This window comes from Rufibacter sp. JT3400010 (assembly GCF_054956755.1).
On record NZ_JBUDXA010000032.1, the window covers coordinates 14748 to 27585 of the forward strand.

General features: G+C 50.3%; 12 protein-coding genes. 8 read left to right on the forward strand and 4 right to left on the reverse strand.

From position 1 onward, the window contains the following. Positions 1–77: 77 nt before the first annotated feature. Complete coding sequence (locus ACY0JR_RS20095; protein ID WP_462635958.1) at positions 78–1010, reverse strand: asparagine synthetase A; 933 nt, start codon at positions 1008–1010, stop codon at positions 78–80. A 186-nt stretch (positions 1011–1196) separates the two neighbouring features. Here ACY0JR_RS20095 and ACY0JR_RS20100 point away from each other — a divergent pair, with 186 nt between their 5' ends. Further along, positions 1197–1661: an Lrp/AsnC ligand binding domain-containing protein gene (locus tag ACY0JR_RS20100; protein ID WP_181306680.1), complete on the forward strand. Its 465-nt coding sequence runs from the start codon at positions 1197–1199 to the stop codon at positions 1659–1661. Positions 1662–1743: 82 nt separating this feature from the next. Next, positions 1744–2625, forward strand: a complete 882-nt coding sequence (locus ACY0JR_RS20105; protein ID WP_462635959.1) for a glycerophosphodiester phosphodiesterase — start codon at positions 1744–1746, stop codon at positions 2623–2625. Between the two features lie 374 nt (positions 2626–2999). Here ACY0JR_RS20105 and ACY0JR_RS20110 read toward each other — a convergent pair whose 3' ends face one another. After that, on the reverse strand, positions 3000–3656 hold the full coding sequence (locus ACY0JR_RS20110; RefSeq protein ID WP_462635960.1) for a hypothetical protein: 657 nt from the start codon (positions 3654–3656) through the stop codon (positions 3000–3002). A 257-nt stretch (positions 3657–3913) separates the two neighbouring features. Between ACY0JR_RS20110 and ACY0JR_RS20115 the strand changes: the two genes are divergently transcribed. Together ACY0JR_RS20115 and ACY0JR_RS20120 are read left to right on the forward strand one after the other, a co-directional pair. Then, positions 3914–5110 (forward strand): cation:proton antiporter domain-containing protein, encoded by a 1197-nt coding sequence (locus tag ACY0JR_RS20115; RefSeq protein WP_462635961.1) that lies wholly within the window; start codon positions 3914–3916, stop codon positions 5108–5110. 78 nt (positions 5111–5188) lie between these two features. Next, positions 5189–5734 (forward strand): hypothetical protein, encoded by a 546-nt coding sequence (locus ACY0JR_RS20120; RefSeq protein ID WP_462635962.1) that lies wholly within the window; start codon positions 5189–5191, stop codon positions 5732–5734. A 153-nt stretch (positions 5735–5887) separates the two neighbouring features. Here the strand turns inward: ACY0JR_RS20120 and sdaAA are convergent, their stop codons facing one another. Then, positions 5888–6793 (reverse strand): L-serine ammonia-lyase, iron-sulfur-dependent, subunit alpha, encoded by a 906-nt coding sequence (sdaAA, locus tag ACY0JR_RS20125; RefSeq protein ID WP_462635963.1) that lies wholly within the window; start codon positions 6791–6793, stop codon positions 5888–5890. A gap of 223 nt (positions 6794–7016) precedes the next feature. On the opposite strand from sdaAA, the gene ACY0JR_RS20130 reads away from it, so the two are divergent. Then, the gene (locus tag ACY0JR_RS20130; RefSeq protein ID WP_462635964.1) at positions 7017–7568 is read left to right on the forward strand and encodes a Crp/Fnr family transcriptional regulator; all 552 of its coding nucleotides are present in this window, start codon (positions 7017–7019) and stop codon (positions 7566–7568) included. A gap of 64 nt (positions 7569–7632) precedes the next feature. Beyond that, positions 7633–8202 carry a DinB family protein gene (locus ACY0JR_RS20135; RefSeq protein WP_462635965.1) on the forward strand — a complete coding sequence of 190 codons (570 nt, stop codon included), beginning with the start codon at positions 7633–7635 and terminating at the stop codon, positions 8200–8202. A gap of 332 nt (positions 8203–8534) precedes the next feature. Here ACY0JR_RS20135 and ACY0JR_RS20140 read toward each other — a convergent pair whose 3' ends face one another. Continuing rightward, on the reverse strand, positions 8535–9965 hold the full coding sequence (locus ACY0JR_RS20140) for a thioredoxin-like domain-containing protein (RefSeq protein WP_462635966.1): 1431 nt from the start codon (positions 9963–9965) through the stop codon (positions 8535–8537). A 367-nt stretch (positions 9966–10332) separates the two neighbouring features. Between ACY0JR_RS20140 and ACY0JR_RS20145 the strand changes: the two genes are divergently transcribed. Together ACY0JR_RS20145 and ACY0JR_RS20150 are read left to right on the forward strand one after the other, a co-directional pair. Continuing rightward, positions 10333–11109: a phosphatase PAP2 family protein gene (locus tag ACY0JR_RS20145; RefSeq protein ID WP_462635967.1), complete on the forward strand. Its 777-nt coding sequence runs from the start codon at positions 10333–10335 to the stop codon at positions 11107–11109. Between the two features lie 146 nt (positions 11110–11255). Then, positions 11256–12764 (forward strand): NAD(P)H-hydrate dehydratase, encoded by a 1509-nt coding sequence (locus ACY0JR_RS20150; protein ID WP_462635968.1) that lies wholly within the window; start codon positions 11256–11258, stop codon positions 12762–12764. Positions 12765–12838 lie beyond the last annotated feature (74 nt).

Below are 12838 nucleotides of genomic sequence, written 5' to 3' on the forward strand. Positions count from 1 at the left end.
TATAGGTAAATGAAAAGCGTTTTCGGGTTGTTTTTCGCAAAACCGCCCGAAAATGCGCTATTTGCCAGTTGCTTTTGCTAAAAAAGAGCCGGTACGCCCGGCCGACGGGAAAACGGCGTGACGTCATTAATGTCTTTGATGCGGCAGATAAACCGCGCCATGCGCTCCACTCCAAAACCTGCCCCTGCGGTATACGGCAACCCTTGCTGTTTGACTACTTCCAAGTAATTTTTGAAAGCTTCTTTGTCGGCGCCGGTTTCTCCCATGCGTTTCAGAATCTGGTGGTACTCGTTCTCGCGTTCCGCGCCAGACAAGCCTTCACCATAGCCCTCGGGCCAGATGAGGTCATAGTTGAGGTACGTACCCGGTTGGGCGGGGTCTTCCTTGTCATAAAACTCGCGGCGGTGATTTAGGAGCCAGAAAGGGGCGGTGGCCTCCATTGATTTGAGGTGTTCATAGTCTGGCCCGTACTGCGCCTCCAGTTCTTCGGTACGGTACACGTCCAGTTTGCCAATTTCCGGCAGAGACTCGGGGCGGTACTTGGCTACTACCTCGGGCACGTCTCTTTTCACGGCAGAAAAGACGTACTTGATCAGGTCTTCCATGAAGGAGCGCACAAAGGCACCATTTTTGTTACGGAACTCAAAGTCTATCTGCGTGAACTCAAACAGGTGCCGTCCCGTAAATGCACGGTCGGCAAACTCTAAACGAACGTTAGGTGACACAATATACAGAGCTTCTAACGCAGGGTTCAGCAAGGCTAGCTGTTTGTGGAAGATCATGGATTTGGTAAGGCTCCAGCGGCTACCGGCATAGGAGATGACCGCATCTACTACGCCATGGTTCAAGGGGTCTGTAATGGGCGATAGCATAAGGGGCATAAGTTGCACCAAACCGCGCTCAAACATGAACTGATGGGCCGCTCTTATAATGGCTTGCTGCACTTTAAGTACATCTATAGTAGCCGAAGCCTGTACTTGCGCCAATGTAGCCTCTAAACTTACTGGCATCTCTTCAACTAAATCAGCTTGCATAGTAAATTTTGTAAATGTGTTAAACTTTACCTCATTTCGTTAATACAAACATAACACTTTAGCCAATAATTTGAGTATTTCGTAATCATATTTTTCGTATCTTAGCACTTCTTTAAAAAGAGAATATATTCCTTGTTGAATTGCTAAAAATAGACCTATAAAATGGCCCAAGTTTCAGAAATTGATAATCTTGACAGAAGAATTCTTTCCATGTTAATGCTGGATGCCACCAGAGCTTATACAGACATAGCCAAAGAATTACAGGTTTCTGGGGGTACCGTACACGTGCGCATGAAGAAGTTGGAGGACCTGGGCGTGATCAAAGGATCACACCTGTTTATCAACCCCAACGCGGTAGGATATGACATTTGCGCTTTCATTGGTATTTACCTGGAGAAAGGCTCTGCGTACCAGACGGCGGTAACCGCCATGCGCCAAGTGCCCGAGATTGTGGAAATGCACTACACTACCGGCCAGTGGAGCATGTTTGCCAAAATCATTTGTCGTGACACCCTGCACCTGCGCGAAGTCCTGAATGAGAAAATACAGGCTATTGAAGGCGTAGAGCGCACCGAAACCTTTATTTCATTAGAAGAAAGCATTACCCGTCAGGTAAATATCCTGTAAATCCTATTAATGCACACATTGGCCGAAAACGAAAACTGTAGTATCTTTCAACGCTAAAGTCTATAGATAGGCCAGCGCGTTTATGAACGAAAGATCTGGTACCCGTACGATTCAAAGATGGACAAGGCAGGCATTCCTGCCTTTCCTGTTTCTTTTTATATGGGCCTGCGGCGATTCTGAAACTCCCGAGAAGGGAATCACCCTCAAGAGAACCGCCCGCAAAGTAAGTGTCATTGCCCACCGGGGCGCTTCTGGCCTGGCACCAGAGAACACCTTGCCCGCGGTAAAGAAAGCGCTGGAAACCTCCGCAGATTTCATTGAGATAGACGTTCACCAGTCTAAAGACGGCGAGGTGGTGGTGATCCATGACCCTACCGTTGACCGCACCACCAACGGCACCGGCCGCGTAGCCGATCTCACCCTGGCCCAACTGAAGGAACTAGATGCAGGTATTAAACATGACTCTTCCTTTGCCGGTACCCGCATTCCTACCTTAGCGCAGGTCTTACGCGCCGTGAAAGGCAAAAAGAAACTGCTCATTGAACTGAAAAAAGGCGAAGAAGACTATTATGAGGATTTTGAGGAAAACACTCTCCGGATCATACGGGAGCACCGCGCCGAGGAATGGTGTGTGCTTCAGTCTTTCCATGATCCCATTTTGGAACGCATCTGGAAAGCCGACTTTGTGATTCAGACCCATAAACTGATGGTGGGCAAGATTCCTTTTCTGCCCATTTTCATTGACCATGAACTGAAATTCGGCAATTTTGACCGTTACTCAGAAGCCACTGCCATTAACATCCATCGGTATTTCGCCTCCAAGGCGTTTATCAAACTTCTGCACAGCCAAGGCTTCAAAACCTTTATTTGGACGGAGGATGAACCTAGGAATATTCAACGGCTTTATGAGCTTGGCGCTGATGGGGTGATGACCAATCATCCGGAGTTGGTGAATTGGCAGTAAGCTTTTTTTGGAGTTGTTTAAGGAAAATAAGCGAAAATAGTGGGTAGCTACTGATAGGTGCATGCAGCTTGCTATTCCCTTGGCTTGGCCGGTTATCTCGTGGGTGCAAGTGCGGCTCTTTGCATGGTTTCTGATAAGCGCTCGGGGAAGACTGGAACTGGGGAAAGTAGAAATAATGGTGATGATTGTACCCGTAGAGACCAGGCACTGCCTTGTCTCTGTTACGCATTGCTTTCTCCGGCAAAGACGTATTCGCATTCCCATCTCGGATTCCTACGCTCTGCCGTACCTTCTAAGGATATTCGTTCTAGTGCCGTCTTTGGCAAATTACCCCTAAAACGCTGGGGCCACTTCCATAGAAGAAGCTTCTCCCACTAATGACTTTCTCCCAGTTGGTTGTATAGAAGCAGGGAGCCGCAGGCGCTGGCTAGTACCATCTGGAGGTCTGGGCTTACTGTATTCTTCAGCCAGACTTTTCCGGTGTTAATGGTCTGCACACTGGCTAGTACGTGGCCGTCGCGGGAGAACTCATACCCGATGGCCGTAGAGGACGGAATGGATTTCCCTACCCATTTATATAGTGGAAAAACCTCAATTTCATAGGTGCCGTTGCTGAGTTTACCGGCAAAATTCACCCGCTCTAGGTAGGTGCCTGGGTCGGCTAAGGTCATCCGCCACTCGCCGCTTTCCGGTGAACGGAACGCTACTTGCAGGAACTCCCGCTGTTTGTTCAGGTTCGCAGACAGACCGCCTACCTCGGCGGTGGTCGCGTTGAGCATGGCGGCAGCCTGCACCGGCCAGGTTTTCTGTTGCACCGTGTCTCTTACCCCGAAGCTGTATTTCTGGTATGCTTCTGACACCTGAATCAGGTTTCCGTACTCTGTGCTTTGTGTCCAACCCCGCCTAATTCCTTCCAATTGGTAAGCTCCAAACCCGAAGCCTTTTTCTTTGCCCAGTGACAACCTGAACGCCGAACGGCCTACCACCGGCAGCACCGTGGCTTCTTGCTGCAGTCCTTCGCTTACTTTCATGTCTGGCACAGCGCAACCAGAAACACTTAGAAAAACAACGGCAGAAAAGAAAAGAATTTTGAACCGGGTCATACAGGGAAAGTCAGGTAACAGGAAAGTCTACAGACGCACTCATGCGTGCTTTAAAAGGGAGACAAGCAGAAAAGCAGACACCCCTATGTGATTACTTTCTTATATTTAGGGAGAACAGCCCGATACCTTGCTTTCCAATCATTACCCCCACACTTACGTATGTCTATACATCTTACCCTTACCGCATGATTTTAGATGCCTATACTTTCCTGATCATCCTTAGCAGCCTTGTAGTTCTCTCCTACATGTTTGACATTGTGGCCAGGAAATCGAAAATACCTTCTGTCATCCTACTGCTCTGTACCGGAATTCTTCTGCAGATAGGAGCTAACTACTTTGATGTGCGATTGCCGGGTTTGCGCAGTATTCTGGAACTGTTCGGGATTATTGGGTTGATTTTAATAGTACTGGAGGGTGCGTTAGACCTGAAACTAAGCCGCGACAAACTCCCACTCATCAGAAAAACGTTGCTCACGGCTACGCTCACCTTGCTTATCACAGCGGCACTTATTGCCTGGTTTGTGCATTTCTGGCTGCAGGTGCCGTACCAGGTAGCTATTGTGAATGCGATTCCGCTGGCGGTGATCAGTAGTGCCATTGCCATTCCCAGCGTGAGCAACCTTACTCCGCAGAAGCGGGAGTTCATTGTCTACGAGGCTACCTTTTCAGATATTATAGGAATAGTGGCTTTCAATTTCGCGGTGCAAAATGAACAGATTAGCGTTGGCTCTTTTGTCACCCTGGTTGTTGACCTCACTAGCATTCTTCTTATTTCTGTTGTGTGCTGCCTTATTCTGCTGTTTTTTGTAGACAAGATCAAAAGCCATATCAAGTTCTTCCTGATTATTGCGCTGCTGATTCTATTGTATTCGGTGGGCAAAAAGCTGCATCTGTCTTCGCTGCTGATGGTGCTGTGCTTTGGCCTCATGCTCAATAATGCCGCATTGTTTATCAAAGACCGGCTGGGCAAATACATCAACCTGAAATCTCTGCAGTCTGAGATAGTACAGCTGAAGCAAATAAACGGGGAAAGTGCCTTCGTGATCAGAACCTTCTTTTTCCTGCTGTTCGGGTTTTCCATCAATCTGCAGGACTTGTTTCAGCTAGACGTATGGGTGCTGGGTTTCACCATCTTCAGCATTATCCTGCTGGTGCGGTTTGCGTACCTGCAATACATTGCGCGCGTGCCGCTTATTCCAGAACTTTTCATCGCCCCCAGAGGGCTTATCACCATTCTACTGTTCTACAGCATTCCGGCCCAGTATGACATTGTAGGCATGAATGAAAGTGTGCTTTTCTTTGTGGTCTTGCTTTCCAGCCTGCTCATGATGCTGGGGCTCCTGCTCACCAGAAACAGCGTGAACGACATTCCTAATTATTAAGGACGAAGAAAATTTGCGTTCTCCAGATGAAACAGGTGCCGGGTAGCGTTATTTCCTAAAATTCTCTAGCTTAGCCTTATGAGAAAAGCACTGACGGTCATGGCAATATGTATTCTCTGCTCGGTACCGGGCTGGGGCCAATTACTGTCAGATCCGTTACTGCCCTCCTCGGGAGAAGGCCCCAAGCCGATGCCCAGGTTAGCCATTATACGTATTAATGGCCCTATATTGCTTCTGGGCTCCCAAGTAACAGATTACGCTTCTTTAGTGGTAGATCCTAAAGAAATCACCGTGGTGAAAACCTATCAGGACTCAACCATGCTGGCCACCATGGGCAACGAAGCCAAACATGGAGTTTCGGTTATTGAGCTCAAAAACCCGAAAACGCTCCTGAACCTGGAGCATGTGCTGGATTACTTTGAAGTCCCGCCTGCCCAACGGCAACTACGCATTCTGCTGAACAAACAGCCCATCAATGAAAGCCGCTTTCTAGCCGATCTCAGAAGGATTGAAAAAATAGAAGTGATTACGCTGGATAAATTAAGCCCTTACCGAATCAGTTGGGATGAAAACGAGCAGTTCCTGAACATTGTCACTGTAAAGGCATCTTCACCCAAGCTCTAAAATCCCTTTGCACGATAACAAAATACGTACAAAGGGCAACCACAAGGGATTGCCCCTACATTTTAAAATACAAATCCCCTGTTTAGAGGCTGTTTTCAGAAAACAGCCTCTAAACAGGGGATTTGTCACTCACTCACTCACTCACTCACTCACTCACTCACTGTCTTCGTCCGGGAGAATCTCTACATCCTGCACCAGCACCAGGTTCTCTATTTCGCGGCCTCTGGGTGTGTTGGCGAGACCACCTAAGGCAGTTTCTTTGTACTTGGTTTCCATGCTTTGTCCTACCTCGCCCAAGGCCATGACGCATTGGTCCACCGGAATGACCGGGTTCACGCCTGCAATGGCGATCTGAGCGCTGGAAAAGGCAATGGCGGCGGCGCTGGCGTTGCGCACAATGCAGGGCACCTCTACCAAACCCGCCACGGGATCACAGATCAAACCCAACATGCACTGGATGGTAATGGCCACCGCGGCAAACGCCTGCTCTACCGTGCCGCCCAGGCAGTACACAATGGCACCAGACCCCATGGCGGCGGCGCTTCCGGTTTCGGCTTGGCAACCACCCACGGCTCCGGCCAGCGACGCGTTGGTTTCAATGATAAGCGCAATACCGGCGGCTACCAGCAAGCCTTCCAGAATTTTTCGGTCTTCTAACTGGTGCAGGTCTTGGATGGTAGTTAAGATACCAGGCAGAATTCCCGAGGCTCCGGCGGTGGGGGCGGCTACTACCCGGCCCATACACGAGTTAACCTCCTTGGCGCCCAAAGCTCTGCTGATGAGCTGCTGGAATTCGGGTGACAGCACCGTTACCGGCGCAGCCGCTACTTTCTTAGCCCCGTTGTTCACCATGCCAGAGCGGGAAGTCATGTCTTGGGTAAGGCCGGTTTTCACGGCATCGCGCATGACGTCATACGCCCGCTGCAGGCCGTCCCAGATTTCTTCTTCTGAGCGGCCTTTCTGTTCTATCTCATAGGCCAGCACTGCTTTGTACAACGGTTCTCCCGTAGCCCGGCAATGCTGCTCCCAACTCGCGAAATCATTAAAAAGTAGTGCCATTTTTCGTTTATATCTACACGTTCAGAAACCATTTCCCTTGCCTGTCAAACTTCTCGCTCTCCTCTGCCTTACGACTTTTTGAAAAGGGTTCAGTCTTTAAAATTACGAGAAAGAAAAGAGAAAGCAGCATCTCTTTCTATACGGCAGGCGAAAAAAACCTAACGGTAGTTCTCCTTCTCTTTTTTGCCTATTTTTAAGGAAACAGCCCCAAAACAAACTGCTTATGCTGGCCGCCTTACTGCAGCAAGTTCCGCTTTTCACGCCAGAGGACGTAGAGGTTTTTCTGCCTCTATGGAAGAAACGCTTTACGGTGAACCGAGGTGATTTTCTCATACGCGAAGGCCAGGTGGAACAGCACCTGTACTTTGTGGAAAGCGGCGCCCTGCGCCTGTATTTACCTACCGCGGAGGAAGATATTTGCGTGGGTTTCGCCTACCCTAATACGCTAATCACTTCCTTTCCTTCGCTGGTCACGCAAACACCCTCACAGTACTGCATTCAGGCCCTGCGGAGAACCGAATTGGTAGCCATCAGTAAAACTGATTTTGACCTGATCCAAGAAAAACGGCCGGTATTCGGGAAGTTCTGGCGACTGGAGTTGGAGAAGGCTTTAGTAGGGAAGATTGAACGCGAAGTAGACCTCCAACTCCCCGACCCAGCCCAGCGCCTGGAACGACTACTGCGCCGAAGTCCGCACATTTTCCAGTTGGTGCCCAAGAAGTACATTGCCTCTTATCTGCGCATGACCCCTGAAACCCTGAGCCGCATCATGTAATTCTTGATTTAAATCAAGGATTCAGGCGAAAAGGGCTTCTACCTTTGGCAAAAAGATAACCGTCATGGATACAGCCACTTTCCTTTCCCAACTTCGGCAACAAGCCCAAAATCAGCAGGAGATCATCTGCTCTGAGTTTTTGCCGCAATCGCCTGCCACGCTCAATGTGAAACCGCACGCCACCGGCTGGAGTATTCTGGAATGTGTGGAGCACTTAAACCGCTACAGCCGCTTCTATCTGCCCCACTTTGAACGCGCCCTAGCCGCTGCCTCCGCTCCCGTTTCTCCGCAGCCGGTGCGCTATTCCTGGATAGGCAAAAAGTCATTGGACCTGGTAAACCCCAGCAACTCTAAGAAACACAAAACGCTGAAGCACATGAACCCGCACAACAGCCAGCTCACCCCAGCCGTGTTGGACGAGTTCCTGCAGCACCAGGAAGTGCTGCTTCGGCTTTTGCATACCGCCAGCAACGCAGACCTCAACCAGAAAACTATTCCGGTGGAGTTCTTTCAGTTGCTCAAGATGCGGTTGGGTGAAGCCTTGGAGTTTATAGTCTTGCACCAACAGCGTCACCTGCAGCAAGCCCTACGGGTGAAGGAGCAGGTTCATCAGCCCATAAGTTTGGTTATTTGAGGGATAGCCTGCTAACTGGCACGAGTCTGGAGACTCGTGCCTTGAGATAAGAGGGAGTCTCCAGACTACCTCGCTGCGCAGCAGTGACATTGCGCATTGCTGGTTATCCATGTACGTAATACCCTGCTCAAATGACCTCGCAGTGGCTGAAAGACCTGCGAGCGTCTGTGCCGACTGCTTTCTCATTTTGCCAATCAGGAGATTGGCTGTCCCAAAGTGCGTAGAGCGCTGACGCTAACTCTACGCACAGCATTAGACACTGCGATATTTCCTTTTAGGTTTTAGTAAAGCAAGTACAATGAATCGACATTAACCAGAAGCATACCGGCGCATTATTCACCCGCAGCAATCTCCTTAATGACCACTATTCCCCGCTCACCGGTTTGCAGGTTCACTTTCCAGAGTTCGTGCGCATTGGTGTTGGTGATCCAGAGGAAATCTTGGTGGAAGAGAACATCGTTTGGTTCCTCTAGCCCTGCTACTACGGTACGGATGCGTTCTTTCTGGAGGTTCATTTCTTTGACTTTCCCGTTGTAGGTATCGGCTAGGTAAAGGACGTTGCCGTGTGCGGTGATGCCCATGCAGTGTTGCAGGTAGGCTTCGTCAAAATCGCCGTCTTCATCGCCAAACTCAAAGAGGCCCCGGCCAATGAGGGTGGTCACGGTGCCTTTGTCCAGGTGCAGGGCCCGTACAGCGCTGGCTTCGGGGTCTGCGATGAAGAGCGTGCGATCTAATAGGGTGAGGCCGCTGGGTTGGTTGAAAGCTGCTTCAGGCAAGGTGTCATCAGCCAACGCCTCGCGCCCGGTACCCGCAAATCGGTACACTTTCTCTGTCTCAAGATTCATGCGCAGGATCTGGTGGTTTCCGGCACTGGCTAGGTAGAGTTGGTTTCCGTCTATGGCAAGGTCCCAAGGGCTGTTGGGGTTCACGGGAACGCCCACTTCCTCATGGAAAAAGTAGTAACTCAACTCTCCCGTTCCGGCAATGGTTGTCACGCGCTGCTTCTGGAGGTCCACTTTCCGGAGGGCATTGTTCTTCGCATCTGCTACGTACAGGTACGTTCCATGCAGGGCCAGGCCGTGCGGCTCGTGGAAACTGGCAGTTTCAAAGGAACCATCTAAAAAACCTTCCTGGCCGTTGCCTATGCTTTCCAGTATCTGCCCTGTGGTAGTAAGCTTTAAGATTCTGTTGTGCCCGCTGTCTGAAAGGTAGAGATGGCCTTCGGGGTCTGAGATCAGTTTGGAAGGAAACTTCAAGGCCGAGGTAGGCGCTGGTTCAGGTGTAAAGCGGAATGGCTCCCGGTTTAACTTCTCCCCGAAGGCTTCTATGAGGTTATCCAGATGAGGTTTGATAATATCATAGATGCCTTCGCCGGGCTTCTGGCCTACTACTTTGCCGTCGGGGTCAATGAGGGTAACGGTGGGCCAGGCATTGATGGCGTATTGTTTCCAGACCTCAAAATCAGCATCATTCACTACCGGGTGTTCAATCCCGAACTTGAGAATGGCCTGTCTGATGGCGTTCTGCCGTTTTTCGGCATCAAATTTTGCTGAATGCACGCCAATAACGACCAGTTCACGGGCGTATTCTTTTTCCAGACGCTTTAAATCTGGCAGTATGTGCTGGCAGTTGATGCACCCAAAAGTCCAAAAGTCCAGCAAGACAATTTTCCCCCTGAAATCCTTCAGGGAATAGGAACGGTCTGTGTTAAGCCAACCGTGGCGGGTATTTATTTCGGGGGCATTGACACGTCCGGTAAGCATAAGCAGTGTTTCGGGTTGTAAAGGGACTTCTGAAAAGTACCGCACGGTTCAGCATCTATTTCCAAGCTGAAATCTAGATTCTAAGCCGAAAACAGAAGTAGAGGAACCAAACAAAGCTCAGGTCTCCTTTTTCTCTGTGCTAACTCAAGAAACCTTCTACGCTTTCTGATGGGAGTGGTTAGCCCTTGGTACTTTCTATGCAGGCCTGAGGCTAGGAACGCGAAAACTTCTCTTTATAAGTTGCGTTTTTATGTTTGTTTCTAAAAAGTAGGTTCATAGCACCTTCAGGCTTGGTTTGCGTGGCTGGGTGGTGTATCTACGCATGTGTCACCTTTACTTGGTTTCTTATAACATAACTCTACCCACCTTGAACATCAAACTTTTCCTGACCACCAACCTGCTGTGGTTTTTCCTGTCTACGGGAGTTGTCGCCCAGGTTCCTGTCGCTAAAGCGGTCTTAGATTCTGTACAGACAGCTCCTCCTGCGGAAGAAAAACCTAGAACGAGCAAGTACCTGAAACGGGCAGTGCTGCCTTCGGCTCTCTTAATTGCGGCAGGCATCTCCACCATCAAAGACAACGGGTTTTACAGCAGCTATGACGCCAGCCGAGACGCCCGCAAGGCTTTCCCTAATTTCAGCAACAACCTGGATGATTACCTTTTCTTCGTGCCCATTGTGGGGCTTTACGGCTTCGACCTGTTCTCCTCTCAGAACAAGCATGACATAAGAAGACAAACCGGCTTGCTGCTAGCTTCTGGAGCGCTTACCACTCTGGTCATTTACCCTACCAAAATCTGGACGGCCCAGGAACGGCCCAATGGCAAGCCACGGTCCTTCCCTTCAGGCCATACCGCCTACGCGTTTACCATTGCCACCTTGGTAGACAAGGAATTTAGGGGCAAAAGCAAATGGATCAGCGTGGGCAGTTACACCATTGCCACTGCCACGGGTATAAGCCGAATCCTGAACAATGAACACTGGATGGCCGATGTGCTGGCTGGGGCCGGAATCGGGATTTTGTCAGTGAACTCGGTTTATTTTGTGCATGACCGCCTTTTACGTAACAAAGGCCTAAATGCCTCGCTTGTCCCAACGGTTCTGCCTAACGGCGAACTGGGATTGGGCTTCGGACTGCAGTTCTGAGTTTAGTTGTTAGATTTCAGTTGTTAGCAGAATAGTGCTCGTTTTTAGAAAACCGAACCCTAAACAGCGTACAAGCCAAGACAAGCACTTTGCGACCAAATGAGTCTTCTACCATAACCCTGAAAACTAACAACTAAACACAGCCAATGAAAATCCTGACTGCCGCCCAGACCCGCGCTGGCGATGTCTATACCATTGCGCATGAGCCCATTTCCTCGCTGGACTTAATGGAGCGCGCCGCCGGGGCGATGGTGCAGTGGTTAGAGCAAAAGTATTCTCCAGAAACCCCTTTCTACATCTTCTGTGGCCCCGGTAACAACGGCGGAGATGGATTGGCGGCAGCCCGTTTACTGCACCATGACGGGTATGACGTACAGGTATTTCTGGCTGAAGCGGGACAAAACCGCTCCGCAGATTTCAGCCAAAATCTGGAACGTTTACCACAGGCCATTCAAGTTACCAGAGTACAGAACCAGGCAGACCTTGCTTTTCAGGTACCAGAGCAGGCAGTAGTTTTGGATGGCTTATTGGGTTCGGGGCTTTCAAGACCGCTGGAGGGGCTATATGCTCAACTCGTCACATATCTGAACCAACAACCAGCTACCATCATCTCCATTGACATTCCCTCAGGCTTGTTCGCAGATGCGCCTACTCCGTCAGAAAGCTCCGTTATACAGGCAGACGTCACCCTTACGTTTGAACGACCTAAACTTGCGTTTCTGCTGCCTGCTTCGGGAACTTACGCCGGAGAATGGCACGTGCTTCCCATTGGCTTGCACCAAGACTTTTTAGCGCAGGCAGCCTCTCCGTATCAACTTTTAACGCCAGACATCCTCAAAGGTATTCTGCGCCCCAGAACCAAGTTCTCCCACAAAGGCACCTTCGGGCATGCCTTGCTGGTAGGCGGAAGCTACGGAAAGATAGGCGCCATTACCATGAGTGCCCACGCAACGCTACGGTCGGGAGTGGGGTTATTGACGGTGCAGGTGCCCAAGATTGGCTACAGCATTCTCCAGACGGCCGTGCCCGAAGCAATGGTACTCACCGACGAACATGAACTGCACCTGACGCAATTCCCCGATGATCTCTCCAAGTACCAGTGCATTGGGATTGGTCCGGGGTTAGGGCAAGCCGAAGACTCCCGCTTAGCTCTGGAAACCCTGTTCCGGCAGAAACTTCCGCCGTTGGTGTTGGATGCCGATGCGCTTAACCTACTAGCGGCAGACCGACTGCTACGCCAGCAATTACCGCCAGACAGCATCCTTACGCCGCACCCCAAAGAATTTGAACGCCTCACGGGTCCTGCTACAGATGATTTTCACCGCCTGCACCTGCTGCAAAGTTTCTGTGCCGAGCATACCTGTTACGTGATTCTGAAAGGTGCCCACACCTGCATTGGAACCCCTACCGGCGAGTTTTACTTTAATACCACCGGCAACGCGGGAATGGCTACCGGCGGCTCCGGCGATGTGCTTACCGGCATCCTGACCGGCTTGCGGGCCCAGGGCTATTCTGCTTTGGAGACGTGCCAATTGGGCGTTTACCTGCATGGCTTGGCCGGAGATCTGGCCGCAGAAGTAGAAGGCGAAACCTCGCTCATTGCCTCTGACCTGTACAAATACTTAGGTGCCGCTTTCCAGAAAATAAGGCTGTAACCAAACATTCCTCCTCTAAGAGACCCAAGCTGTTTTTGACCTACGTTCAGGAAATCAGCCTTAAAACGGTTAAT

Coding starts and splice junctions, on each gene's coding strand:
- ACY0JR_RS20115 (WP_462635961.1), top strand. CDS start 3,914: ATGATTTTAGATGCCTATACTTTCCTGATCATCCTTAGCAGCCTTGTA.
- ACY0JR_RS20130 (WP_462635964.1), top strand. CDS start 7,017: ATGCTGGCCGCCTTACTGCAGCAAGTTCCGCTTTTCACGCCAGAGGAC.
- ACY0JR_RS20150 (WP_462635968.1), top strand. CDS start 11,256: ATGAAAATCCTGACTGCCGCCCAGACCCGCGCTGGCGATGTCTATACC.
- ACY0JR_RS20120 (WP_462635962.1), top strand. CDS start 5,189: ATGAGAAAAGCACTGACGGTCATGGCAATATGTATTCTCTGCTCGGTA.
- ACY0JR_RS20140 (WP_462635966.1), bottom strand. CDS start 9,965: ATGCTTACCGGACGTGTCAATGCCCCCGAAATAAATACCCGCCACGGT.
- ACY0JR_RS20095 (WP_462635958.1), bottom strand. CDS start 1,010: ATGCCAGTAAGTTTAGAGGCTACATTGGCGCAAGTACAGGCTTCGGCT.
- ACY0JR_RS20110 (WP_462635960.1), bottom strand. CDS start 3,656: ATGAAAGTAAGCGAAGGACTGCAGCAAGAAGCCACGGTGCTGCCGGTG.
- sdaAA (WP_462635963.1), bottom strand. CDS start 6,793: ATGGCACTACTTTTTAATGATTTCGCGAGTTGGGAGCAGCATTGCCGG.
- ACY0JR_RS20135 (WP_462635965.1), top strand. CDS start 7,633: ATGGATACAGCCACTTTCCTTTCCCAACTTCGGCAACAAGCCCAAAAT.
- ACY0JR_RS20100 (WP_181306680.1), top strand. CDS start 1,197: ATGGCCCAAGTTTCAGAAATTGATAATCTTGACAGAAGAATTCTTTCC.
- ACY0JR_RS20105 (WP_462635959.1), top strand. CDS start 1,744: ATGAACGAAAGATCTGGTACCCGTACGATTCAAAGATGGACAAGGCAG.